Raw genomic sequence first — 22,493 nt, 5'->3', positions numbered from 1 at the left:
ACCGACCCGTCGGGGCACTGCTGGTCAGGCGTACGTGTCGTAGACCTGGTGGGCGTACGTCTTGCGGGTGGCCGTGTAGCAGGTGCCGCACCGCTCGAAGTAGTCCTGGAACACGACCGTCGCGCCGTCGATCGTGGTGGAGGCGACCAGCGGAGACTTGCCGTAGCCGCTGAACGTGTTGAGCTCGTACTGGATGAACTTCAGCTGCAACGTCAGGGAGTACGGCGACATACCCAGCTTGTTCGCGTACCAGACGACGTTGTCGTTGGCGTAGGTGTCCCACCGCCCACCGACGCTCCACTGGGCGATGCCGCGACCGGCGCCGCCCGCCTGTGACGCGAGCGGGTCGACGCCCGTGCCGGACTCCTGCATCAGGTTGCCGACGATGCCGGCCGACTGCCGCTTGGTGTAGCCGATGCCGACGAAGAAGTTGAACGCCGTCTGCTGGTTGTTGGTGTAGATCCGGTGGGAGGCGTTGTTGTTCTTCAGCGTGCTGTTGAGGTTGGCCTTCACGCCGGGCTGGATCGTCTGCGTCGCACCGAGGTAGCCGGTGTTGTAGTAGACCGTCACCGGTTTGGTGCTGCGGTTCCAGACCGAGGCGGCGTTGTTCTTGACGCACAGGCCCTGCCCGTTGCCGGCGCCCTTGAACTCGTAGCACGTGGGCTGTGTGGTGCCGTAGTCGGACACCGAACCGGTGAAGTCCGACACGGAACCGGCCTGGTAGGAGTTGTAGTAGTAGCAGAACTCGCCGTCGTTGCAGACGCCGTCACGACCGGCGGCCTGGGCCGCCGACGGGCTGACGACACCGGCCATGACGACACCGAGCGTGGCCACCGGGACGAGTGCGAGCGCCGTACGCCGGCGCAGCGGCTTGACGTTCACGTCACACCGCCGGGCAGTGCGTCTTGCGCGACAGGTTGACGGTGCTGTCCGGGTAGACCGGGCTGCCGTCGGCGAACGTCGACCGCTTCACGACACCGCTGAGCTTCTCCTCGAAGTGCAGGTGCGGACCGGTCGAGCCGCCCGTGCTGCCGACGCGGCCGATGAACGTCGTGTCGGAGACCGTCTGGCCGACGCTGACGTTCTGCGACTGCAGGTGCGCGTACAGCGTCTGCCAGCCACCGGCGTGGTCGATGACGATGTACTTGCCGTACGACGTGCCGCCCAGGTCGGCGACCCTGCTCACCTTGCCGGGGGCGGCGGCGTACACCTTCCAGCCGAGGTCGTCGGGGTAGTGGTTGAAGTCGACCGCGTTGGCCGGGCTGTGGTTGGAGCGGGTCTGCGCGGCCCACACCTCACCGCACGGGAACGGCAGGCGGAAGACACCGGTCGTGCCCGGGTTGAGCTGGTGGGAGGCGTTGTTGTTCTTCAGCGTGGTGTTGAGGTTGCCCTTGGTGCCGGCGGCGAAGTCCTGCGAGGCACCGGCGTAACCGGAGTTGTAGTAGACGCGCACCTTGGTGCCTGTGCGGTTCCAGACCGACGCGGCGTTGTTCTTGACGCACAGGCCCTGGCCGGCGCCGGCGCTCTTGAACTCGTAGCACTCCGGCTGCGTGGCGCCGTAGTCGGGGATCGACCCGGCGAAGTCGGAGACCGACCCGGCGTTGTCGGAGTTGTAGTAGAGGCAGAACTCGCCGGAGTCACAGACGCCGTCGCGGGCGGCGGCCTCAGCGGACGTCGGGGCGACGAACGCGGCGGTCGCGAGGCCGAGCGTGACCAGCGGGACGAGGGCGAACGATGCGTTGCGGGACGGGCTGGGCTTCTTCATCGACTTCTCCTGATCTGCTTGGTGTGCAACGGGATTCGGGGGTCAGGCACAGCAGATGTTGTATCCGCGCGCTTCCCAGAAGGTTGTCGGGTTCGGGTTGGTGAGGGTCGGGTCGCCGACGCTGACGGCAGCTGCGGTCTGCCGTCCGATGCGCACCTCGACGTGCGTGTGGGCGGCGCCGCTGGAGGAGATGCCGCGCCAGTCCTCGACCGCGATCTGCTGGCCCTTGGCGATCGACTGGCCAACGCTCAGGGCGACCGGGTCGGAGTGCAGGTAGACGACGGTGCGGTCGAGCGTGGCGTTGTAGATCGCGATCGTCGACAGGCCGTCGCCTCCGCGGGCGCCCTGCGTGACACGGGTGACGGTGCCCGACACCATCGCGTAGACCGGCGCGCCGATCGCGCGGGTCATGTCGACGCCCTCGTGGCGGCCGCTGGTGCTGAGGTAGCCGTCGAAGTACGCGCTCACCGTGCCGGTCGCCTTGTACGGACCGTCCGACAGCGAGCTGCGGGACGCGCTGCCGAACCGGTGGCCGGCGTTCTCGTTCTTGAGCGTGGACTTCAGGTTGGCCTTGGTGCCTGCGCTGATCGAGTCGATCGCACCGGCGTACCCGCTCTTGTAGAACACCGTGACGACGGCGCCGGTGCGGTTCCAGACGGACGCGGCGTTGTTCTTGACGCACAGGCCCTGGCCGGCGCCGGCGCTCTTGAACTCGTAGCACCCCGGCTGGCTCGCGCCGTAGTCGGAGACCGAACCGTCGAAGTCGGAGACCGAGCCGGCCTGGTCGGAGTTGTAGTAGAGGCAGAACTCGCCCGTGTCGCAGACGCCGTCGCGGGCTGCGGCGTGCGCGCTCGGGACGGCCAGGGCCGTGACACCGGCGGCCAGCACGCCTGCAGCGGCGAGGGTGAAGGCCGTGGAGCGGATGCGGATGGTCGACATGGCTTCCTCCTGAGGGGATGGGGTGAGGCGTCAGGCCTGGGCGCGCAGGTACTGCTCCCAGGTGACCTTGGTGACCTGCGGGCCGTCGTCGGGGAGGTTGTTCGCGAGGCCGTTGCGGCCCTGGTAGTAGCGGCCGACCTGCGTCTGGGCGGCGCGGGCGAGGTCGGTGTCGTTGACCGCCACGCCGTGGATGTGCAGCGGCCAGTCGCCCTGGCTCGGCGTCCGCAGCCACGCGGCGAACCCGACCTGACGCAGCGCCGTGACCACTCGGGTGCGGTGGGCGGACGTGAGGGCCTCGGCGTCGAGGTCGACCGCGCCGCCGCCGTCGTGCGTACCGCCCGAGGTCGGGTCGACGCCGGGGGAGTAGGAGCCCTGCTCGACCGCAGGCGTGACGCCCGCCAGCCGGAACGCCTCGCGCAGCATCGCGACCGTGCGAGCGTTGAAGGGGAAGCCCTGGTACGTCGTACGAGCGCCGACCGTGAGGGGACGGACGACGGTGAAGCGGGCGTCGCCGAGAGCGGTCAGCGACGTCTTACCCGGCAGCCCGTTCGCGGCGAGACCGCTGTAGCCGAGGCTCTCCTGCCACTTCCCGTACGCCGTGCGCGTCACCGTGCCGAAGTGGCCGTCGACGTACGACGCGTCGAGCAGGCCGTGCGCGACGAGCGCCTGCTCGACCTTGGTGACGCTCGGGCCCGCTCCGGTGGTGATGCCGGTGCCGGTCTTGACCGGGTCGAGCTGAGCGGCCAGAACGACCAGCTCCATGTCGACGGTGGGGAGAGCGGCGTGCGCGCTCGCGGGCCGCAGTGCCGTGCTCGCGGTGGCCGCGGCGGCGGTGAGCAGGACGGTGCGGCGGGACAGGTGGACCATGTCGACTCCTGGGGGTGAGCGATGTGGCGTGTGCCCACGGTGGCCCGGGTCGCTACTGCCCGGCTACGAACCCGCTACGAAGCCTGACGAAGTCTTGTCCGAACGACGGACCACCCCTGGTCCGACCCCGAGGGTGCGGCAGTAACTTTGGGCGAGAGCGGTGACCGGACAGGGCAACTCAGGCCTCGGAGGCTGACGTGCGAACGCGGATCGTGGGCTACGTCGTCATCGCGATGGTGCTCGTCGCCGGTGGCTACGCCGGCAAGGCCTGGTCGCAGAACCAGGCCGCGTCGCAGGACCACGCCACCAAGCTCACGCAGGCCCAGGCGTCCGCCCAGCTCGCGCAGGCCGGCATCACCTGGCGTTCCAGCGGTGACTGCACCGACTGGTACGGCGCGTCGTGCACGTCGGTGGAGCAGATCAACGAGTCGACCGTGATCGGGCTGATGGCGCTGCGGCGCGCGAGCGGCTGCCCGGTCGTCCTCACCGCCGGCACCGAGGTCGGCCACGACGACGGTGGCGCCCACTGGCGCGGCACCCGGGTGAGCATCGCCAAGAACGCGTGCCTGACCCGCCACCTGCGCGCCACGTACGACGGTGCCTCGGCTCCCGGCGGCTCCCGTGCGGAGTGGGCCACGCCGAGCGGTGTGCAGTTCGCGGACACCGGCAAGCAGTGGGACGTGACCTATCCCGCGGCGTGACCGGCGGCGTACGGACTGACGAAGAGCTCACGGCGAGAACCCATCTCGAGCTTGCGCAGCAGGCTGCGCACGTGCGTCTTGACGGTCGTGACCTCGATGGTGAGCGCGTCGGCGATCTGGGCGTTGGTGAAGTGGCCGAGCATGAGCCGCAGCACCTCGCGCTCGCGCTCGGTGAGCTGCGCGTGGTCGAGCAGTGCGGTGGCGCTGCTGCGCCGCTCAGGGTCGGGACCCGGCTGCCAGACGCGGCCGCCGCGCAGGATGGTGCGCATCGCGTGGAGCAGATCGGCGGGAGAGGCGGCCTTGCCGACGAGTCCGTCGGCGCCGGCCAGCACCGCGGCCTGGATGTCCTGGGCGTCGGTGAACGAGGTGTAGACCAGCGCCTTCGCCGTGGTGGTCGAACGCAGGTGGCGGCACAGCTCGATGCCGGCGAGACGGTCGCCGTCGAGGCGGACGGGCAGCACGATCAGCTCGGGCTCGACACCGCGGACGAACCGGCGTGCGGCGTCCGCGGTCTCGACCTCGCCCACGACGTCGAGGTCGGGCTGCCCGTCCAGCAGCCTGCTCAGGCCGTAGGAGATCAGCGGGTGGTCCTCGACGAGCAGGACCCGGTGCGGCGCGGTCACCCGATCATCATCCCTCGGGGATGAGGCGCAGGCCGCGCGGCCTGCCTAGCGTCGTCGTCATGGTGGACTCCTGTGACGTGATCGTGGTCGGCGCCGGTGTGGTCGGGGCGACCACGGCGTACGAGCTCGCGCGCCGTGGTGCGCGCGTGGCCGTGCTCGACCGGGCGCCCGACGTGGGCGGCGGCTGCTCGTACGCCAACGCCGGCGTGATCGCCGCATCGCACGTGGGGCCGCTCGCGACACCGGCGCTGGTCGCTGAGGGTGCGCACCAGGTGTTCACGAATCCGCCTGCTGTACGGGTGAATCCGCAGCCGTCGCTCGTGCCGTGGATGGCGCGACTGATGTCGTCCGCACGTTCGCGACGCGTCTCGATCGCAACTGCGCGGTTGCAGGAGCTCGCGCACCGCAGCGCCGCCCAGCACCGTGCGTACGCCGACGCCGGGCTGAGTGACACCTACCGCGAGACGGGTGCGCTGGAGATCTACGTGACCGACGAGGGGCCGGCGGGCGCGATCTCCGACGAGGAGGCGCACCGGCTCGTGCCCGCACTGGGACAGGTGCGGTCGGCGTACTGGCAGATCGACGAGGCCGTCGTCGAGAGCCGTTCGTACGTCCGGTCGATGCTCACGGCCGCAGGCAACGCAGGTGCTGAGGTGCGGTTCGGTACGCCGGTCGAGCGGGTCGTGGTCGACGCCGGACGCGTGCGCGGAGTGCAGGTCGGCGGCGAGCTGGTGACGGCCGAGAACGTCGTGCTGGCAACGGGACTCGACACTCCGGCGCTCGCGGGTGCCGCCGGTCTGCGCATCCCGTTGCGTGGTGGGCGCGGCTACGTGATCGACCTCGACGCCGACAACGCGCCGACGATCCCGGTGCGATTCAAGGAGCGCCGGATGGTCGTCTCGCCCATGCCCGGTCGGTTGCGGGTGTGCGGGCTGATGGAGTTCGGCGCCGAGGGTCGGCCGCTCGACCAGCGCCGCGCCGACGCGATGGTGCAGGTCGTCACGGACGCGCTGCCCGGCGTGCGGATCAACGGCGTGCTCGACACCTGGGCCGGCGAACGCCCTTGTGCCGCAGACGGGGTGCCCGTCATCGGGGCGAGCTCGGCGGCGCCCGGTGTGACGGTCGCAGCCGGTCACGGCATGTGGGGGCTGGTGCTCGCACCGGTCACGGCCGAGATGGTCGCGACCGGGTTGCTGGAGGGGGCGCCGACGCTGCACGACCCGCTCCTGACGCCGAACCGTTTCGGTGGCGTCCGAGGGCACGTCGCTGCCTGACCTCGCGCCGTTCGTCTCAGGGTCAACGGGAGTCCACCCGGGCTCGGTTGGGTGGGGTGATCCACCACACGTGACTGAGAGCATCCGAAAGGTGCCCCCATGACCGACATGCGCGACCGCACACCCACACCCGAGCCCGCCCGCGGCATCGACCGTCGTACCGCCCTGCGAGGTGGTCTCGCCGCGCTGGCAGCGCTCGGGCCGCTGCAGGCGCTCGGCGCTCGCACGGCCGGCGCCGCCCCGATGGCCAAGGCCCCGTTCAGCCCCGACTACGGCCCGCTCGCCCCGGTGAAGGACCACACCACCGGCCTGGAGCTGCTGCGGCTGCCGAAGGGCTTCGAGTACATCTCGCACGGCTGGACCGGCGACCCGATGACCGGCGGCGCCCCGACGCCGGGCGCCCACGACGGCATGGGCACGTTCACCGCGCCTGACGGCAAGACCGTCATCGTGCGCAACCACGAGCTGAGCGGCTACACGGGTGCGTTCGGCGGCACAGCGGCGTACGACCCGGCGGCGCGCGGCGGCACGACCACCGTCGTGTTCGACCGGGACGCCGGGCAGTTCCTCGGCACGACGCCGAGCCTCGCCGGCACGATCCGCAACTGCGCCGGTGGTGTCACGCCGTGGGGCAGCTGGCTCAGCTGTGAGGAGACCACCGAGATCGGGCCCGACGGCACCCGCCACGGCTACGTGTTCGAGGTGCCCGCCGACGGGCAGAGCAACGGCGTCCCGCTGAAGCAGATGGGTCGCTTCAGCCACGAGGCCGTGTGCGTCGACCCCTCGACCGACATCGTCTACCTCACCGAGGACGCGACCCCGTCCGGCTTCTACCGCTTCCTGCCGCACGAGCGGCAGAACCTCGCCGCCGGTGGCGAGCTGCAGATGATGGTCATCGGCGACAGCGGCCAGTCCTACGTGACGTACGACGACCCGACCGGCACGTCGTACCGCACCTCCTGGGTCACCATCGACAACCCCGACTACGCCCCCGGTGAGGTGCGTCCGGCACTGCAAGGTCAGGCCAAGGGGGCGGCCGTGTTCAAGCGGCTCGAAGGCGCCTGGTGGGGCAACGACCGCGCGTACGTCGTCTCGACCTCGGGCGGCCCGAAGGGTCAGGGACAGGTCTTCGAGTACGACCCCGCGACCGAGACGATGACGGTGCTGTTCGCCTCGCCGGACGCCACGGTGCTGAACAACCCCGACAACATCTGCGTGTCACCGCGCGGGGGCATCGTGCTGTGCGAGGACGGCGACGCCGGCGAGTACCTGCACGGCCTCACCCAGGACGGTCAGATCTTCCCGTTCGCGCTCAACCAGGTGGTCATCCCTGCCGGTGGTGTGCCCGGCAAGTCGGTGAAGCCCGGCGACTACTCCGGCTCGGAGTGGTGCGGCTCGGCGTTCGACACGGTCAACGGCAACTGGCTGTTCGCGAACGCGCAGACGCCGGGCATCACGTTCGCGATCACCGGCCCCTGGCGTACCGGCTCCCTCTGAAGCCCCACCCGAACAGGCGAGATGTGACCTCGAGGGTCGGTACAACAGCCCTTGAAGTCACATCTCGCCGTGGGAGTGGGGCTTGTCAGGCCCAGGTGCCGGCGATCTGGCGGACGCTGACGTTGAGGCGGTTCCAGACGTTGACCATCGCGACGTGCATGACGATCGCGGCCAGGCCCTCCTCGTCGTAGTGCTGCGTGGCCTGCTCCCACACCTCGTCCGGCACCGGGTCGCTGCTGTCGGCGATCCGGGTGATCGACTCCGCCAGCCGCAGCGCCGCACGCTCGGCGTCGTCGAACCACGGCGCCTCCCGCCAGGCCCCGACCGTCGCGAGACGCTCGTCGCTCTCGCCGGCCTTCTTGGCCGCCCGGACACCGAAGTCGAGGCACCACGCGCACCCGTTGATCTGACTGACGCGCAGGTGGACCAGCTCGAGCGTCGCCTCGGGTACGCCGTGCCCGTGCGGCGCCGCCGCGAGCGCCTGCAGCCGGTCGATCGCACCGAGAGTGGCTCCGGGGTTGGTCATGCGCTGTTCCATGTCGGTCTCCTTCGTCGACGGGGTCTCACCGGGATGACGTACGCCGTCCGCGGAGTGTGACGACCGGCGTACCTGTCACATCCGTGCGCTCGTACTCGTCACCGCAGTGACACCCCTGCCGATGAGGAAGAGTTGACGCCATGACCGATCACGACTGGCTGGCAGCGCAGTTCGAGGAGCAGCGACCACGGCTGCAGGCGGTCGCCTATCGCGTGCTCGGCTCGCACGCCGAGGCCGACGACGCCGTCCAGGAGGCGTGGCTGCGGCTGAGCCGGTCCGACGCTGACGCCATCGACAACCTGCGCGGCTGGCTCACCACGGTAGTGTCGCGGGTGTGCCTCGACATGCTGCGCTCGCGCAGGTCGCGCCGCGAGGACCCGCTCGACGAGTCGCCGGGCGACGTGGTCGAGGACGTCATCGAAGGCCCGGAAAGCCAAGCGTTGCAAGCGGATTCGCTCGGCGCGGCCCTCCTCGTCGTCCTCGACACGCTCGGTCCGGCTGAGCGGCTGGCATTTGTCTTGCACGACCTGTTCGGTCTGCCGTTCGACGAGGTCGCGCCGATCGTGGACCGTACGCCGGCTGCCGCCCGACAGCTCGCGTCGCGGGCTCGGCGTCGGGTCCAGGGTGCGTCGACCGAGACCGACCAGCGGCGACAGCGTGACGTGGTGGAGGCGTTCCTGAAGGCGTCGCGGGAGGGTGAGTTCGACCGGCTGCTCACGATCCTCGACCCCGACGTCGTGCTGCGCGCGGACCGGATGGCCGTCGAGTCGGCGTCGGCGGCGCTGGCGCAGGGCGGGGTTGCCGCCCAGCACGCGCCGCTGCTGGCCGGCATGGTCCGCGGCAGCGCCGGCGTGGCCGAGGTGTTCAACGGCCGGGCCGTCGGGGCACGGCTCGCCGTCATCGACGGTGCGTACGGCGCGGTGTGGGCGCCGGGCGGGGTCGTGCGCTCGGCGTTCGTGATGCAGGTGCGAGGCGACCGCCTGGTCGGGGTCGAGGTCGTCGTCGAGCCCGAGCACATCGCCGCGATGGACGTGCAGCTCATCGCCTGAGGGCGTCCGCGTCCGCGTCCGCTGGCACGCGTCGGCGTCGGCACGCGTCGGGTGCGTCGGGGTGCGCCGGCCGCGGCGTGCGGCGGTAGCGTCGGCGCCGTGACCGTGCCCGCCGAGCCAGCCCACGGCGTACCCCCACCTCGACTCGACGCCGGTCGTCTGCGCCGGGTCGTCCTCATCGTGGCGCTGCTGAACTTCGCCTACTTCTTCGTGGAGTTCTTCATCGCCCTGGCGTCCGGCTCGGTGTCGCTGCTCGCCGACAGCGTCGACTTCCTCGAGGACACCTCGATCAACCTGCTCATCTTCATCGCGTTGGGATGGCCGCTCGCGCACCGGTCGTGGGCCGGCAAGGCGATGGCGCTGGTGATCCTGGTGCCCGCCGGCGTCGCGGGGTGGGAGGCGATCGGCCGGTTCGCCGACCCGGTGGTGCCCCAGGTGCTGCCGGTCGTCCTCGCGTCGTTGGGCGCCGTCGTCATCAACGGTGTGAGCGCTGCGCTGCTGGCCAGCGTCCGGCACGGTGGCGGGTCACTGAGCCGGGCGGCGTTCCTGTCGGCTCGCAACGACGTGCTGGTCAACCTCGCCGTCATCGCGATGGCGCTCGTCACCGCGTGGACCGACTCGGGCTGGCCCGACCTCGTGCTCGGCTGCTGCATCGTGCTGCTCGCCGTGCACGCGGCGTGGGAGGTGTGGGAGGTCAGCGAGGAGGAGCGCCTGGCTGCCAAGGCGCTCTCCGGCGATGAGATCGACTGACGGCGCTCGCGGCCGCCTCGCCCAGTCCCGTTGCGTGGGACCGGGCCTCCGCCCTGGGTCTCAGCCGAACAGGTCGTCCAGGAACGACTTGCGCTTGTGCTGGCCGTAGCGCTGCTTGGAGCTGGCATAACGCTGGCCGCCGGGGTAGCCCTGCGCGTAGCGCTGCTTGGAGTTCGCGTAGCGCTGACCGGAGGGATAGGGCTGGGCGTAGCCGGGCTGGGGCGTCGGGGTGTACGGCTGCTGCGGCTGGGCGTACGGCTGCTGGGGCGGTGCGGCGTACTGAGGAGGAGCAGGCGGCGCCTGCGGCTGAGATGCCTGCTGCTGGTGCGCGACGTCCGGAGCCTGCTGCGGCTCGGGCTGCGCCTGCTGGTGCCAGGCGTTCTCGGCGGCGGACAGGGCTTCGAGCTCGCCCTTGTCGAGGAAGATGCCACCGCAGCCGGTGCACTGATCGACGAGGACGCGGTTGCGCTCGTACGACCGCATCTCGCTCTGGCACTTGGGACAGGTCAGCGTCTGGCTCATGGTCAGCCAACGCCCAGGTACGTCGACCGGTTCCGCTCGCGGCTACCCTTGCTTGGCGCGCTCGGCCAGCCTCGAGCGCCAGGGCCTCTAGCTCAATTGGCAGAGCTGCGGACTTTTAATCCGTAGGTTGTGGGTTCGAGCCCCACGGGGCCCACCACGGGTGATGTACGAAAAGGTGCTCATCACGTTGACGAAACTCGCCACAACGCCGTGCAGCAGGTGTGGCGAGCCGTTTACGGCTCTGGTTGGAGGTTCAGAAGGCCTGGTGAGGGCGTTCTGGGCGGCGCGTGGCGCGACTCCGGCAGCTCAGCGGGCGGTTGGCTCCTAACCTGGGCGTGCGGAGGCAGGGGCCATCGCCGACGGTCGGTATGGCCTATTGGGGTCGTTTCACTGGTCCGGTCTGTCGCCGTTTCGGAGGTCTTCGGCGACCGATCATCTGGTGCCATGCGGGCGCCGTATTCTTCGTCGGCGGTGCTGGCTTAATCGGGGAGTCCGGCAGCGCATTGCCTGGCTCGACCTGGTACCGGCTCGCGATCAGTCTGATGTTGACAGCACCGAGCGCGAATGCCACCCAGAGGCCTACCTTCAGAGTTCCGAAGACTTGGATGCTGCCGCGGGTGAGGCCGCCGTTGTGGGATTTCAGCATGGCGTTGCCCGACTCGACCGAGTTGCGGCGGTGGTAGTCAGCCAGCCACCTTGACGTGCCGTAGGGACTGCTGCACGAACAGGTGACAGTTGGTAGTCATGCCGCCTGATCGGCTGGCGTGGTCATGATGGTCTCGTACTCGATGGGGGTCAACTGGCCGAGGCGGTCTTGGCGTCGACGTCGGTGGTAGGTGCGTTCGGTCCAGGTGATGATCGCGATCCGCAGGTCTTCGCGGGTGTCCCAGGTGCGGCGGTCCAGGACGTTCTTCTGCAGCAGCGCGAAGAAGGACTCCATCGCGGCGTTGTCACCGGCAGCGCCGACCCGGCCCATCGACCCGGTCAGCGCGTGCTGGTTCAAGGCGTGCACGAACTTGCGTGAGCGGAACTGGCTGCCGCGGTCGGAGTGCACGATGCACCCGGTGACGTCCTGCCCCTGCGCGCGTCGCCGCGCGACGGCCGAGTCCAGGGCTGCGACCGCGAGGGTGGACTTCATCCGGTCGCTGATGGAGTAGCCCACGATCCGCCCGGAGCAGGCGTCCTTGATCGCGCACAGGTACAGCTTCCCCTCACCAGTGCGGTGCTCGGTGATGTCGGTCAGCCACACCTGGTTCGGCGCGGCGGCGGTGAAGGAGTGCCGGATCACACCGTGCTCGTCCTGACCAGCGAGCAGGTCATCGTGCACCGGTGGCCCGGGCTTCTTGCCGTGGCTGCCGCGCTTCTTGCCGAAGACCGACCACCACGCGTTCGCCGAACAGATCCGCCACGCCGTGCGCGGCGTCATCACCTCACCCGCGCCGGCGGCCTCCACAAGCAAGTACCGGTACCCGAACTCCGGATCATCACGGTGGGCATCGAACAACGCGTTGGCCCGGTAGGCCGCCTGCAGCTCACGACCGGTGACCGGACTGGCCAGCCAGGCGTAATACTTCTGACGGTGGAGCTTCAGGACCCGGCACGTGACCGTCACGGGAATCCCGTCAGCGGCCAGCTCACTCACGAGCGGGTAGAGCCTTTTCCCGGCAGATGCGCCTGAGACAGGTAAGCCGCCGCCCGGCGCAGCACCTCGTTCTCCTGCTCCAGCAGCCGTATCCGCCGGTTGGCCTCCCGCAGGTCAGCAGACTCAGCCGTGGTCGTGCCCGGCTTGTCGCCATCATCGATCGCGGCCTGGCGCAACCACTTGTTCAACGTCATCGGGTGGACACCGAAGTCCTTGGCGACCTGCTCCAGCGTCACACCCGGCTCACGACCTCGGGCGACGCGCACGACATCATCACGAAACTCTCGGGGGTAGGGCTTGGGCACAGCAACATCCTTCCAGGCCACCCTCACGGGCAAGCCAGATCAGATGTCACCTGTTCGTGCAGCAGTCCCCCCCGCTTGGGACGTAGGGTAGGCAAAGCCCACGGCCATGGCCCATGAGGCCACTGAGCTCTCTGCTGGCTGAGTGCTGGCCTGCCGCACCCACCCCCGATAGTCACCGGGGGTGGTGGCATGCCCATCATGACGGGTAGTCCGGGTCAGCCGGAACGGTGATTCGCGCTCAGCAGCACCCGGGTCAGGAGCTCGGGGACGTCCGCGCTGGCAGTGCCGAACCGCGCGTCGATGTCCAGCACCTGCGGGTTCCCGTCAGGGTCCCGCCGCACGAGTACGTGGACTGGCCCCACTAGCCCAACCGCGCGTACAGCAGCCAGGGCCACGCGGGACACGTCGGGGGCTTCGCTGTCGCCGAGCCGCCGCAGCTGGCTGGCGTCGTCTCCCAGTGCGGTCCGTTCGAGGACGACGACGAGCCGGTCAACGCTCTGGCCCGGGGATGGCCGGTAGGTGACCAGTGAGTACTCCGTGCCGGGGATGAATCTCTGGACGAAATGGTCCCCGCTCAGACCGTCCCAGTCGACGTCGGCTGGGCGGTGGTAAAGGCGCGGCGTGGCCTGGTTCGCACGCCTCTCGCGCGGCTTGACGATCAGTGGGCCGCCGAGGGCGGCAAATGCTGCCTCGGCGGAAGCGAAGTCGCCGATCGCGCCGAACGGCGGGGTGGGCACGCCCCGGGCGCGCAACTGCCACGCGGCGAAGAGTTTGTCGTGCGCGATCGAAACCGGTCCCGGGCCAGCCACCACGACCTCGATCGCTGACCCGAACGCGGACCGTGCTGCGGCAAGGCCGGGCAGCTCTTCACCCAGGGTCGGGATGATCAGGTCGACCTTCTCGCGGCGGGCGAGCTGACGCAGCGCGGTTACCCGCTCAGGAGTGATCGGCAGCGGGAGAACGTGTACAGGCAGCGGCATGTCAGCGGTGGCGGGGGAGGAGTCAACTGCGACGACAGCGATGCCGCGTTCGAGCAGCTGGGCGACAACTGAACGCCCGCTCGGGCTCAGCGCGCCGGTGACCAGCGCGCGCATCTAACAGGCCCCCCTAGCTGGTCGCTGGACAGAGGACGCGAACGGCTTCATCGCTGCGAAGGCAGCGATGAACGACAGCCGGACTTGCATTAGACGATCCCACCCATCACGAACGGACGACGTCGTACATGACGTCGTAGATCCGCAGTGCCCATGAATGGGGGCGGGGATGACAAACGCATTGGCCCCTCGCCCAATGCGCACAGCTCCGGGTCATTGGGTAGGCTGGTAACTCGAGCAACGCCCGCAGGGTTCCTCGGGGCCTGCCCACAACACCCAGGCGCGAACACTGTACGCACGCCGGGTGGGAGCAACAAGTTGTCTCATTTTTCGAGCGACCCGGATCGGCGAGGGCTCAGGTGTGCTAGCGCGCGGGCGAGTTGATCCGTGCGAGCGGCGGAAGGATCTGACAGTGCCCGACGCGGGGACTGGTGAACGCGGTGACCGCACCCGGGGCGACCGGGCGTCCACTCGTGCCGCGATCAAGCGCGCTGGCCGGCACCAGCTGCGCACCTCTGGGCCGGCCGGGGTCGGGATGCGCGCCATCGCGCGAAATGTCGGCATTCCACCCTCGAGCCTCTACCGCTTCTACGCTGACCGCGCCGCCCTACTGAACGACCTGCGTGTCGATGCCTACAAGCGCCTGATCGACGCGATCATCGCTGGCAGGGACGCTGCTGGGTCGAGCGATCCGCTGACGTGCTGGCATGCCGTGGCGACCGCCTTCAGGCGGTGGGCACTGGCGTTCCCGGACGAGTTCGGACTGCTGTACAACGCGCCGGGTAGCGGGGACGAGCCATGGTCGCCCGAGGTCTACGAGCAGCGCGGGCGGGCCGGAGCGGTGGTCGCGCAGCTCATCGCCGATGCCGTGCACGCGGGCCAGCTCACGCGGCCGACGGAAGGAACCTCGGTGCGTCAGGACCAGCCGCCGTGGACCGACCGGACATCACAGCACTTCGACCCGGTCGTTATACAGGTCGCCATGGGCGCGTGGGCAGCCCTGGTGGGCCACCTCAGCATTGAGTCGCGACGCACCGACCTCATCGTCGACCCCGAGCTGCACTTCAGCGAGTTCCTGGCTGCGGTGACCTACGGAATGGGCTTCGACCAGCCCGGACCGGCCGAGCGCTGAGGCTCCGGCCTGGTCGCCGGGGGCTAGGCCGGTGAGGTGGATCACCTCGGACGGGACGGACTTGCGCGACTCTTTCGACGCGTCTTAGCATCGCCAGTGGTTCGGGGGAATCACATCGCGGCACTGACCGACTCGCCATCCCATCGCAACGGATGCTTTGAGGCGGGGTCAGCAGCCGCTGGCAGCTCGCTGGTCGCGAGCCCGCACACAGGGGAACTCCAATGTCTGGGGCATCTAACGATGCCGTCGGCGAGCGCGGGCGTGCCCGTGCGGTCGAGCAGCTGCCCGTGCTCACCGGGTGGGCCCCGACGATCGTGGCGATCGTGCCCGCACACAACGAGGCCGAGCAGATCGGCGAGACGATCCGCTCGCTGCTCAACCAGAGCGTGCCGCCGACGCGGGTGGTCGTCGTGGGCGACAACTGCACCGACGACACCGTGGCGATCGCCCGGCGCTACCCGGTGACCGTCATGGAGACGGTGGACAACACCTTCCGCAAGTCGGGGGCGATGAACCAGGCCTGGCAGCGGTACGGGCGCGACGCAGAGTTCGTGCTGACGATGGACGCGGACACGACTCTGCAGTCCGACACGGTCGAGCAGATGCTGGCCGCGATCCTGGGTGGGCGTTCGCTGGGCGCGGTCTGCGCGCGGTATGCGGCCAAGGACTCCTCGGGTCTGGTGTGGCGGCTGCAGCGCCTGGAGTACGCCCGCTACGACGACAACCGCGAGCTGCGCGGCTGGACTGTGCAGGTCTCCTCCGGTGCGGCGTCGATGTACCGCGGCCAGGCTTTGCTGCGAGCGGTGGAGATGACGAAACGGCCTGTGCCCTGGGACAACTCGAGCCTCATCGAGGATTACGGGCTGACCCTCGACCTGAAGACGCTCGGCTACAAGGTGCGCGCCGCGGACGGGGCGCAGGTGCGCACCGACACACCCGCGACGTTCCGCGAACTGTGGAACCAGCGGCTGCGCTGGGGCCGCGGCGGTATCGACGAGTGCCGCAAGCGGGGCTGGACGCCGGCCACCCGACGCGACATCGCCGCGTACTGGATGTTCGGCGTCGGCATGCTGCTGCGGATCGTCTGGCTGCTGTACCTGGTTGCGCTGATCGTCCTGGCCCTCGGGTTCAGCATCTCCCTGATCGGCTGTATTCCGTTGGCAATCATGTGGATCGACCGCGTGACGTCCATGTGGAGGGTCCCGCAGCGCACACTGCGCGACGTTCTGCTCGCCGCCGTGATGCTGATCGAGGACGCCTACGGGATGTTCCTCGAGGTCTGCACCGCGGTCTGCGTCATCAAGAGTCTGCGCGCCGCGCAGCAGTCCTGGTAGGTCATGAAAGAGGAGAGTTTATCATGCAATACAACAACGGCTCGGGTCCGCTGGTGCAGGCGGGGATGGTCGGAGGCCTTACAGGCATCGGTGCAGGGGTCAGTGTCCTGCACGACGTGCTGTTAGGGGCCACGTTGCTGTTCACCGGCCTTGTGACCATCCGGTTGGTGCGCCGGGGCACGCGCAAGGCGACCCGGTAGTGCGCCGTGGTGGGCCGCTGGCGGCCGGTCTGCTGATCGCGCTGGCGGTCTCCACCTCGGCTGCGGCCAGCACGTCGTCACCGCCGCATCAGCCTGCTGCGGCGGCGTCCCAGACCCGGACAGAGCCCGGGTCGCGCGGCTTAGTCGCGCTGACGTTCGACGACGGCCCCACACCGGCGTACACCGCGCGTGTGCTGGACCTGCTACACAAGCACGGCGTCAAGGCGACCTTCTTCTTGCAAGGCTCGCACGTGGCGGCCTACCCGGACCTGGTGCGGCGGATCAAGGCCGAGGGCCACACCATTGGCAACCACGGCTACACCCATCCCGACTTCACGACACTGTCGGACGAGGAGGCCGACCGTGAGATCACCAGCACGAACACGGCCATCGCCGCGGTGACCGGGTCGACGCCAGTGCTGTTCCGGTACCCGTACGGCAACGAGAGCGCCGGCGGCAACGAGGTCATCCGGCGCGAGGGGATGTGGGGCGGGGTGCTGTGGCACTGGACCAACTCACTGCCGGGCGACTTCGAGTGCCCCGGGGCAACCGCGGTGGCCAGGTACGTCCGGTCCAACGCGGTCGATCAAGGCCTGATCCTGCTGCATGACGGCAACGACGTCACAGACTGTGGGCTCGGGCAGCTGCGCTACCTGGACATCGTGATCCCGCAGCTGAAGCACGACGGCTTCTCCTTCGGGGTTGTCGACATCGCATTCGCGCCGAGCCCGGTCAACCAGCAGTCCTGGGTCCAGGTCGTCCGGCCGTGAGCCGGATTGCCGTGGTACCGCGCCACGCCGGCGCGGTACCACGGCAGGCGGCGACGAGCTGAGTGACAGCTCGCTGCGGTGCGGGCCTGCAAGACCCAGACGCGGCACCGGCCTGCGCCGGTCGAGCGACGCAGGCCGGGGCAGGACCGCTGGGGGGGGGGAGGATCATGCCGGTCCCGCCTGGACGCCCAGGAGAGCCGGGCATCATGCACCGACGTTAGCCAGTTCCACACTGAGGCGGGCGGCGTTGCCGCAACAGGCAGCCGCCAGTGTCCATGCCCGCGCGGAGCCCTCACCGGTGTGGCGGGCACGCGCTGAGATCAGCTTGAGGCAGCCGGCCCGGTGGCGATGGCCGCGTTGAGCGGCTCAATGGTCACCGCAAGGTCATGGATCGACCTCGCCGGCACCTGGCGGTCCTGCAGTACAGCGACGAGGGCTCCGACGACCGTGTCCCAGGTCTGGTCGTTGATGGGCTCGCCGTGGCTGTTGATCACGCCACCGTGTCTGTCTTGCATCTTGCGCACCACGCCGACGGTGAGGCCTTGTTTGGTGACCAGCATCAGGGCGGCCAGGAAGTGGCGTTGCAGGACCTCCAGATCAGTGTCGCGGAAGTAGTCGGCCACATCGGGGTCGGCTGCGGTCCGGGTGTAGAAGTCGGCGACCACTTCCGACCAGGCGTTGTCGCCGGCGCTGTAGCGCAGCCACTCGTACAGCGGCACGTCGGAGCCGAGGTCGGCGACGACCGGGGCGGCAGTGAGCTGGTGGGTGTCCGGCAGGTCGGGGTAGAGCGGGCGGACGCTGCCGGATGCGAGACCGGCTCGCCGGTCCTTCGCGCGCGCCGCGTGCCGTGCCGGTCGTGGTCGGGAGGTTAGCCTGGCGATGAGCACGGCGGTCACGATGAGCGCGACGAGTGCTGCAAGCAGCCAAATCCACATGGTTCTCCTGTCCTGGGCCTGAGCCCACGGGCGGGCCTGGTCACCTGTCGGCTCACGCGCGATGCATGACGTGGGATCGTGAGCAGCGCCCGCCGCACCAAGGCAGCCGATGGTCTTGGTGCGGCGGGGGCTGCACGGGCGAGTTCCCGGCGCGAGCTCAGGCCGCCTTGGTGTGCTCGTTGACCGAGCGGCGCAGCAGGGCGAGGTTGGTGTTGGCCCTGCTGGCGGCCACGTAGATGAACGCGGTGCTGCTGTCCAGGAGCTTGATCAGGTGCAGCTGGTCGCTGAGCGTCAGCAGCATGTCCTCCAGCGTGCTGTCCAGGCGCAGCGCTTCCATCGTCTTGAACTTGCCCTTGACCATCTCGCTGTTGTAGGCGCTGGCCACCTCGAGGTCGAAGTCCGGGCTGGCCGATCGCGACGCGAGAGTCATCCCTGACTCCAGGTCCACGATCGACGCGCCGATGAACCCGTTGACCTCGTTCTGGATCCCCTCGAGGACCCGTTCGTAATCTGCCATTTCTCTCCTTAGGTTGGGACGCGTTGCGCGCCCGGTTTGGGAGGCCGGTGCGGGGCGCAGGCCGGCCTGCTGGGCCCAGCGGGACATGGTCTGTTGCCAGCCCAGGCTCACCCGGTGCCGATCACGAGCTTCTGGATGATTCGCTCGGCCACGCCTCGGGCCTTGACCAGCAGCAGCCCGAGCTGGATGTCCTCGGCGTACGCGCCGAGTACGAAGTGGCCCACACCCTTCAGTTCCACGGCTAGCAGCACGGTGTGGTCAGCCCCCGTGGAGATGTTCACCGTGGTGCCCTCGGCCCCGCCTGCAGTCATCGCCTGGCGATGTGCCGCCCCGACGCTGAACATGGAGCTGGTCAGCGCCGCCAGACGCCCGACGTCGCCCTCCGCGACGCCCAACGTGCATAGGTTGAGCCCGTCGGCGGTGCAGAAGAGCGCGGCGCGCAGCGCGGGCAGCTCGTCGGCGAGCTGGGCCAGGACCGGCTGGACCGCCATCCCTAGGCTGCGAGACCAGATGTCCCAGTCGCGGGCGAGATAGGCCTCAACGCCTTTGACGCCTTCGTCGCTCTCGATGCGCGAGCCGACGGTGGGGCCGCTGCTGGCCTGCGTGCTGGCCATGTCATTGCTCCGTTCTAGGGGTCGTGGCGCGGTCGAGGGCTGCGCGGACCACGCGCTCCACGTCGTGCCGGGCTCGAGGGTCCGCGGCCAGGACTGGGACGCCGGAGGCATGGGCCCCGAGCCGGGCTCGGAAGTCAGCCAGGTCGAGCCCGGGGCCAGGTGCGCCCAGCCTGGTGACCGCCACGCTGAGGCGCTCGTAAGCGCGGGCGTCGATCGTGTGCAAGTGGCGTAGCCAGAGCTCGGCCTCATCGAGTGCGTCCAGGCGGTCACCGAACAGCCACAGAACCAGCGTCGCTCCCGCACTCATGGCGTTGGCGCGGACCATGTCGAAGCGCAGCTGGCCGGGCGTCCCGTACACCGCCACGCGCGGGCGGCCCACCGGGTGCCACTCGCCGTAGTCGATGCCGACAGTGGTGGTCCTCTTGGCGGCATCCGCCGGCTCTGCGTCGGTAGAGGCTGAGCGGCGTACATCGGTGTCAGCCACCGTGACGTCGGAGATCGTCCGCACCGCCGTGGTCTTGCCGACGCCGAACGGGCCCACGAACGCGACCCGCTCCTGGGCGACCAGGCCCACGACGGAGGGCAGGCGGCTACTCACGCGGTCCCCGTCCGGTCCCCGTCCGGGCCTCGTCGACGGCGCTGCCCGGCTCGCGGACGCCCTGGTCCTGCGCACTGGCAGACAGGGCCGGGTGGGTTGCGAGTGCCTGCACCGAGCGCGCCAGCTGTGTGGACTGGCTCAGGGTGAGTGGGTTCGCGCCCTGCAGCATTCCGATCAGGTGCGCAGCGTGGATGGCGTGCTGTTCCAGGGAAGGCGCCAGGGAGTGCTCCAGGAGTGCCCTGATGAGGGGATTGCTGGCGTTGAGGACGACCTCGGCGGTGTGAGGGCCGGCTGCGGTCGGCCACCACAGCGCCAGCCGCTCAGAAGGGCCGAAGCTCTGCACATGCACAGAGAGCCCGTTCGCCAGGAGTGTCTGCGCGCGCTCAGCGAGCTCGTCGGCACGGGCGCGGTCCTCGCCGTCGGCGGGCGTGGTGAACGCGAAGATCGCCTCGTCGTCCACGCGGCGGAAGGTGGCCCGGTCGCTGTCCTGGCTGACGCGTGTCAGCAGATCTGGGTCGTAGGGGTCGTCTGCGCAGACGACGAGGATGTCGGAGTGGAACGCGATGTCACGCATCGCCTGGTAGCGCTCGGTGTCGTCCACGTAGGCGATCTCGCCGCCTGCCGTGACGAGCTCGTCGAGCGTGCGCGGACCTTGGCTGGTGGGGTAGTGCATCGTGGAGCGGACGAGGTCGCGCATGTCGGTGCTGGTGGCCGCCAGGGCCTTCATCCCCGAGGAGTGCAGGCGCAGGATGTCGCCGTACACCGCGGGGGCCCGGTCGTGAACCAGGACCAGCTCGCGCAGGATCTCGTAGCCGAGATGGTCACGGACCGCGTGCAGTGTCAGCGACTCTTGCAGCTGTTCGCGCGATGCGGTCAGCGGCAGGCTTCCCGCATCGAGGACGGCCCGGCAGAAGAAAGCCCAGCCGGGCAGCAGTTGGGTCTCGGAGTCGGCGACCAGCAGCCCGCGTGAGTAGATGCGGTCGCCGGTGCGGTGCCCGGGCGCGGCGGTGTAGGGCAGGACGAAGCAGACGCCAATGACATCCTGCGACTTGGCCTGCAGGGGGACGATGCCCATCGCATCGAAGCCGAACTCCCGGCGGCACCAAGCGATCTGGTCCTCGATGGTCATCTCCCACGGCCGGGGCTGCCCGGACAGCAGCACGCCGTCGACATGGACGTTTAGGCGCATCAGGCCGGCGGTGCGGGCGACGATGTCGGGGACGGCGTCCTTCTCGCACCAGTGCCGGTCCGGTGGCCTGGGGTGGATGCGGACCTCGGTGCCGGGAGCCTCCAGCGGCTCCTCGGCCACCGAGACGGCGTACGTGCCGTCGGCGTGCCCGGAGAAGGCGACGGTCTGCGCGTCAGCGGTGAGCGCGCTGCGGGTGCGCACCTCGATGTGGTCGGCGACTAGGAACGCCGACAGGATGCCGATGCCGAACTGCCCGAGGAACTTCTCGCGGGTGGCGGTGACGTCGTTGCGTTTGGACGAGCCGCCGACCGTGGCCATCAGCTCGTGCACCTGCGGCTGCGTCAGTCCAACACCGTTGTCGCGCACCGTCATCGGCTGGTCATCAGTCGCACTAGTGATGTGCACAGCGCCGCCGCTGAACTGCGGGTCCAGGCGCGTGCGCGCGTTGATGGCGTCAGACGCGTTCTGGACCAGCTCACGCAAATACACCTGCTCACTGCTGTACAGGTGATGACCCAGGATGTCGACGATGCCGCGCAGGTCGACCTTGAACTTCTCTCGCTCCACCGCGAAGGTGCCTCTCTCTGGACGGCGACCTGGGCCGCGCCGAGAGCGCGGCCCAGGAGGCGGCCGGGGTGTCAGATGGTGAGGTCCTGCTCAGCCTTGGACAGCCGGAACCGCGCCATCGCCAGGTTGGCTCGGTCCTTGTCCAGGACCAGGTAGAGGAAGATCCCCGGCTCCTTCCGGAACATGCGGATGATGTGGTACTGGCTGTCGAGCGTGATCAGGATGTCCTCGATGCTCTCCTCCAGGCCCAGGTCCTGCATCGTGCGGGCCTTGGCCTTCACCACGTTGCTGTTGCCTGCTGCGGCCACGGCCAGGTCGAGGTTCGGCGGGTTACCGGCGGTCGCCATGGCCATGCCGCTGGCGCTGTCGACCAGGGCGGCACCGAGGGCACCGTCAACCTGCATCGCGCTGTTGATCGTGTCGTTGTAGTCAGCCATGCGTGGATCGTCTTTCCGTGAGTGTGGTGCGGCCTCCGGTGGGGCAGCCTGGGTTGAGCCGGTGGCTCCGGCAGAGCCGTGGTCCGGCCAGTCCTGCGCGCCTTCGGCGGTGTGTGCGCCGGTGAGGGGCACTGCGGTCCGCCGCGGCAGGTTGTAGGTCCGCGGCCGCGTCGGCAGCGGCCGCGGCGGGCCCTGCGGGAGGCCCGGATCGAAGAACATGTCCTGGGCCGGCTCTGGGGCCGGTCGCGCCTGCTCGCGGTCGGGGCGCTGGGCATCGCCGGGCAGGTCGAGGGACTCGTCCTGCTCGCCGTCGGCCCGCTTCCACCACGCCATGTCAGGACCTCCTCGCGGCAGGCGGGCCGGGGAGGGGCCTCGTCGGCAGGCCCGCGAGTGATGCGTTCCCGCGGCCGACGGACCTTGGCCTGGCGCTACCCGAACCCGCGCGACCAGGGCGACCTGTTGACCCGCGCACGCTGCGCGCCACACCTGCTGCCACTGACTCCAACCCCTGTTCGCTGACTTCCGAGCGGACGCGCACCAGCACGTCCCCGTGAAACTGTGACGAATCCCGTGACTGCCAAAGCCCACAGGCCGCGCTGCGCGCTCTAACCTGGGACCGGCAGGGTGTTGTCCC

At 69.5% G+C, this 22,493-nt stretch carries 24 protein-coding genes and 1 tRNA gene; 10 read left to right on the top strand and 15 right to left on the bottom strand.

Annotated features, from left to right (window positions below; genetic code table 11):
• Positions 1–24: 24 nt before the first annotated feature.
• Genes VV01_RS15725 through VV01_RS15710 form a run of 4 tightly spaced genes read right to left on the bottom strand, consistent with a single transcriptional unit; the run spans position 25 to position 3,571 of the window.
• Positions 25–882, bottom strand: a complete 858-nt coding sequence (locus tag VV01_RS15725) for a phage tail tip lysozyme (protein WP_231635255.1) — start codon at positions 880–882, stop codon at positions 25–27.
• Position 883: 1 nt separating this feature from the next.
• Positions 884–1,765 (bottom strand): peptidoglycan DD-metalloendopeptidase family protein, encoded by an 882-nt coding sequence (locus VV01_RS15720; RefSeq protein ID WP_050670699.1) that lies wholly within the window; start codon positions 1,763–1,765, stop codon positions 884–886.
• Positions 1,766–1,807: 42 nt separating this feature from the next.
• A complete protein-coding gene (locus tag VV01_RS15715) occupies positions 1,808–2,704 on the bottom strand; it encodes a peptidase inhibitor family I36 protein (RefSeq protein ID WP_050670698.1) in 897 nt (298 codons plus the stop codon).
• A 30-nt stretch (positions 2,705–2,734) separates the two neighbouring features.
• Positions 2,735–3,571: a hypothetical protein gene (locus tag VV01_RS15710; RefSeq protein WP_050670697.1), complete on the bottom strand. Its 837-nt coding sequence runs from the start codon at positions 3,569–3,571 to the stop codon at positions 2,735–2,737.
• 197 nt (positions 3,572–3,768) lie between these two features.
• On the opposite strand from VV01_RS15710, the gene VV01_RS15705 reads away from it, so the two are divergent.
• Positions 3,769–4,272: a hypothetical protein gene (locus VV01_RS15705; RefSeq protein WP_157508872.1), complete on the top strand. Its 504-nt coding sequence runs from the start codon at positions 3,769–3,771 to the stop codon at positions 4,270–4,272.
• Here the strand turns inward: VV01_RS15705 and VV01_RS15700 are convergent.
• On the bottom strand, positions 4,257–4,895 hold the full coding sequence (locus VV01_RS15700) for a response regulator (RefSeq protein ID WP_050670695.1): 639 nt from the start codon (positions 4,893–4,895) through the stop codon (positions 4,257–4,259). The two genes, VV01_RS15705 and VV01_RS15700, sit on opposite strands and share 16 nt — an antisense overlap.
• A gap of 59 nt (positions 4,896–4,954) precedes the next feature.
• On the opposite strand from VV01_RS15700, the gene VV01_RS15695 reads away from it, so the two are divergent.
• Positions 4,955–6,169, top strand: coding sequence for an NAD(P)/FAD-dependent oxidoreductase (locus tag VV01_RS15695; RefSeq protein ID WP_050670694.1), 1,215 nt, complete (start codon positions 4,955–4,957; stop codon positions 6,167–6,169).
• 99 nt (positions 6,170–6,268) lie between these two features.
• Positions 6,269–7,666, top strand: a complete 1,398-nt coding sequence (locus VV01_RS15690) for an alkaline phosphatase PhoX (protein WP_050670693.1) — start codon at positions 6,269–6,271, stop codon at positions 7,664–7,666.
• Positions 7,667–7,751: 85 nt separating this feature from the next.
• Here the strand turns inward: VV01_RS15690 and VV01_RS15685 are convergent, their stop codons facing one another.
• Positions 7,752–8,204, bottom strand: a complete 453-nt coding sequence (locus VV01_RS15685; RefSeq protein WP_050670692.1) for a carboxymuconolactone decarboxylase family protein — start codon at positions 8,202–8,204, stop codon at positions 7,752–7,754.
• 140 nt (positions 8,205–8,344) lie between these two features.
• Here VV01_RS15685 and VV01_RS15680 point away from each other — a divergent pair, with 140 nt between their 5' ends.
• Complete coding sequence (locus VV01_RS15680; RefSeq protein ID WP_050670691.1) at positions 8,345–9,253, top strand: sigma-70 family RNA polymerase sigma factor; 909 nt, start codon at positions 8,345–8,347, stop codon at positions 9,251–9,253.
• Between the two features lie 99 nt (positions 9,254–9,352).
• Complete coding sequence (locus tag VV01_RS15675) at positions 9,353–10,003, top strand: cation transporter (RefSeq protein WP_082221028.1); 651 nt, start codon at positions 9,353–9,355, stop codon at positions 10,001–10,003.
• A 60-nt stretch (positions 10,004–10,063) separates the two neighbouring features.
• On the opposite strand, the gene VV01_RS15670 is transcribed toward VV01_RS15675, so the two are convergent.
• A complete protein-coding gene (locus VV01_RS15670; RefSeq protein ID WP_071606411.1) occupies positions 10,064–10,525 on the bottom strand; it encodes a TFIIB-type zinc ribbon-containing protein in 462 nt (153 codons plus the stop codon).
• Positions 10,526–10,606: 81 nt separating this feature from the next.
• On the opposite strand from VV01_RS15670, the gene VV01_RS15665 reads away from it, so the two are divergent.
• Positions 10,607–10,682 (top strand) — tRNA-Lys (locus VV01_RS15665).
• Between the two features lie 585 nt (positions 10,683–11,267).
• Here VV01_RS15665 and VV01_RS15660 read toward each other — a convergent pair.
• Positions 11,268–12,472, bottom strand: a protein-coding gene (locus VV01_RS15660) for an IS3 family transposase (protein ID WP_157508871.1) whose coding sequence is annotated in 2 segments (ribosomal slippage) — positions 11,268–12,185 and positions 12,188–12,472 — 1,203 coding nt in all. Because the reading frame shifts where the segments join, the coding sequence is not laid out codon by codon here.
• Between the two features lie 215 nt (positions 12,473–12,687).
• A complete protein-coding gene (locus VV01_RS15650) occupies positions 12,688–13,566 on the bottom strand; it encodes an ATP-grasp domain-containing protein (RefSeq protein WP_050670688.1) in 879 nt (292 codons plus the stop codon).
• A 304-nt stretch (positions 13,567–13,870) separates the two neighbouring features.
• Here VV01_RS15650 and VV01_RS15645 point away from each other — a divergent pair, with 304 nt between their 5' ends.
• The 4 genes from VV01_RS15645 to VV01_RS15635 all read left to right on the top strand — a co-directional run bounded on the left by VV01_RS15645 (position 13,871) and on the right by VV01_RS15635 (position 17,002).
• On the top strand, positions 13,871–14,698 hold the full coding sequence (locus VV01_RS15645) for a TetR/AcrR family transcriptional regulator (RefSeq protein ID WP_331456455.1): 828 nt from the start codon (positions 13,871–13,873) through the stop codon (positions 14,696–14,698).
• A gap of 221 nt (positions 14,699–14,919) precedes the next feature.
• The gene (locus tag VV01_RS15640) at positions 14,920–16,032 is read left to right on the top strand and encodes a glycosyltransferase (protein ID WP_082221027.1); all 1,113 of its coding nucleotides are present in this window, start codon (positions 14,920–14,922) and stop codon (positions 16,030–16,032) included.
• Positions 16,033–16,055: 23 nt separating this feature from the next.
• A complete protein-coding gene (locus VV01_RS23955) occupies positions 16,056–16,232 on the top strand; it encodes a hypothetical protein (protein ID WP_197275064.1) in 177 nt (58 codons plus the stop codon).
• The gene (locus tag VV01_RS15635) at positions 16,232–17,002 is read left to right on the top strand and encodes a polysaccharide deacetylase family protein (RefSeq protein WP_050670685.1); all 771 of its coding nucleotides are present in this window, start codon (positions 16,232–16,234) and stop codon (positions 17,000–17,002) included. Before VV01_RS23955 ends, VV01_RS15635 begins: the two co-directional genes overlap by 1 nt.
• 320 nt (positions 17,003–17,322) lie before the next feature.
• On the opposite strand, the gene VV01_RS15630 is transcribed toward VV01_RS15635, so the two are convergent.
• The 6 genes from VV01_RS15630 to VV01_RS24435 all read right to left on the bottom strand — a co-directional run bounded on the left by VV01_RS15630 (position 17,323) and on the right by VV01_RS24435 (position 22,192).
• Positions 17,323–17,937: a globin family protein gene (locus VV01_RS15630; protein WP_050670684.1), complete on the bottom strand. Its 615-nt coding sequence runs from the start codon at positions 17,935–17,937 to the stop codon at positions 17,323–17,325.
• Positions 17,938–18,094: 157 nt separating this feature from the next.
• Positions 18,095–18,454 (bottom strand): hypothetical protein, encoded by a 360-nt coding sequence (locus tag VV01_RS15625; RefSeq protein WP_050670683.1) that lies wholly within the window; start codon positions 18,452–18,454, stop codon positions 18,095–18,097.
• 107 nt (positions 18,455–18,561) lie between these two features.
• Entirely contained in the window at positions 18,562–19,068 is a 507-nt protein-coding gene (locus tag VV01_RS15620; protein ID WP_050670682.1) for a roadblock/LC7 domain-containing protein, read from the bottom strand.
• 1 nt (position 19,069) lies between these two features.
• Positions 19,070–19,666: a GTP-binding protein gene (locus VV01_RS15615; RefSeq protein WP_050670681.1), complete on the bottom strand. Its 597-nt coding sequence runs from the start codon at positions 19,664–19,666 to the stop codon at positions 19,070–19,072.
• Complete coding sequence (locus tag VV01_RS15610; protein WP_050670680.1) at positions 19,659–21,422, bottom strand: ATP-binding protein; 1,764 nt, start codon at positions 21,420–21,422, stop codon at positions 19,659–19,661. Before VV01_RS15610 ends, VV01_RS15615 begins: the two co-directional genes overlap by 8 nt.
• 71 nt (positions 21,423–21,493) lie before the next feature.
• Positions 21,494–22,192: a roadblock/LC7 domain-containing protein gene (locus tag VV01_RS24435; RefSeq protein WP_231635253.1), complete on the bottom strand. Its 699-nt coding sequence runs from the start codon at positions 22,190–22,192 to the stop codon at positions 21,494–21,496.
• Positions 22,193–22,493 lie beyond the last annotated feature (301 nt).

The organism is Luteipulveratus halotolerans (assembly GCF_001247745.1).
Taxonomy (GTDB): Bacteria; Actinomycetota; Actinomycetes; order Actinomycetales; family Dermatophilaceae; genus Luteipulveratus; species Luteipulveratus halotolerans.
This window is presented reverse-complemented; position numbering and strand designations above follow the sequence as displayed.

Bases quoted from the DNA above. Each gene is read 5' to 3' on its own strand.
- VV01_RS15720 (WP_050670699.1), bottom strand. From the start codon at position 1,765: ATGAAGAAGCCCAGCCCGTCCCGCAACGCATCGTTCGCCCTCGTCCCG.
- VV01_RS15715 (WP_050670698.1), bottom strand. From the start codon at position 2,704: ATGTCGACCATCCGCATCCGCTCCACGGCCTTCACCCTCGCCGCTGCA.
- VV01_RS15710 (WP_050670697.1), bottom strand. From the start codon at position 3,571: ATGGTCCACCTGTCCCGCCGCACCGTCCTGCTCACCGCCGCCGCGGCC.
- VV01_RS15695 (WP_050670694.1), top strand. From the start codon at position 4,955: ATGGTGGACTCCTGTGACGTGATCGTGGTCGGCGCCGGTGTGGTCGGG.
- VV01_RS15690 (WP_050670693.1), top strand. From the start codon at position 6,269: ATGACCGACATGCGCGACCGCACACCCACACCCGAGCCCGCCCGCGGC.
- VV01_RS15685 (WP_050670692.1), bottom strand. From the start codon at position 8,204: ATGGAACAGCGCATGACCAACCCCGGAGCCACTCTCGGTGCGATCGAC.
- VV01_RS15680 (WP_050670691.1), top strand. From the start codon at position 8,345: ATGACCGATCACGACTGGCTGGCAGCGCAGTTCGAGGAGCAGCGACCA.
- VV01_RS15670 (WP_071606411.1), bottom strand. From the start codon at position 10,525: ATGAGCCAGACGCTGACCTGTCCCAAGTGCCAGAGCGAGATGCGGTCG.
- VV01_RS15650 (WP_050670688.1), bottom strand. From the start codon at position 13,566: ATGCGCGCGCTGGTCACCGGCGCGCTGAGCCCGAGCGGGCGTTCAGTT.
- VV01_RS15640 (WP_082221027.1), top strand. From the start codon at position 14,920: ATGTCTGGGGCATCTAACGATGCCGTCGGCGAGCGCGGGCGTGCCCGT.
- VV01_RS23955 (WP_197275064.1), top strand. From the start codon at position 16,056: ATGCAATACAACAACGGCTCGGGTCCGCTGGTGCAGGCGGGGATGGTC.
- VV01_RS15630 (WP_050670684.1), bottom strand. From the start codon at position 17,937: ATGTGGATTTGGCTGCTTGCAGCACTCGTCGCGCTCATCGTGACCGCC.
- VV01_RS15625 (WP_050670683.1), bottom strand. From the start codon at position 18,454: ATGGCAGATTACGAACGGGTCCTCGAGGGGATCCAGAACGAGGTCAAC.
- VV01_RS15620 (WP_050670682.1), bottom strand. From the start codon at position 19,068: ATGGCCAGCACGCAGGCCAGCAGCGGCCCCACCGTCGGCTCGCGCATC.
- VV01_RS24435 (WP_231635253.1), bottom strand. From the start codon at position 22,192: ATGGCGTGGTGGAAGCGGGCCGACGGCGAGCAGGACGAGTCCCTCGAC.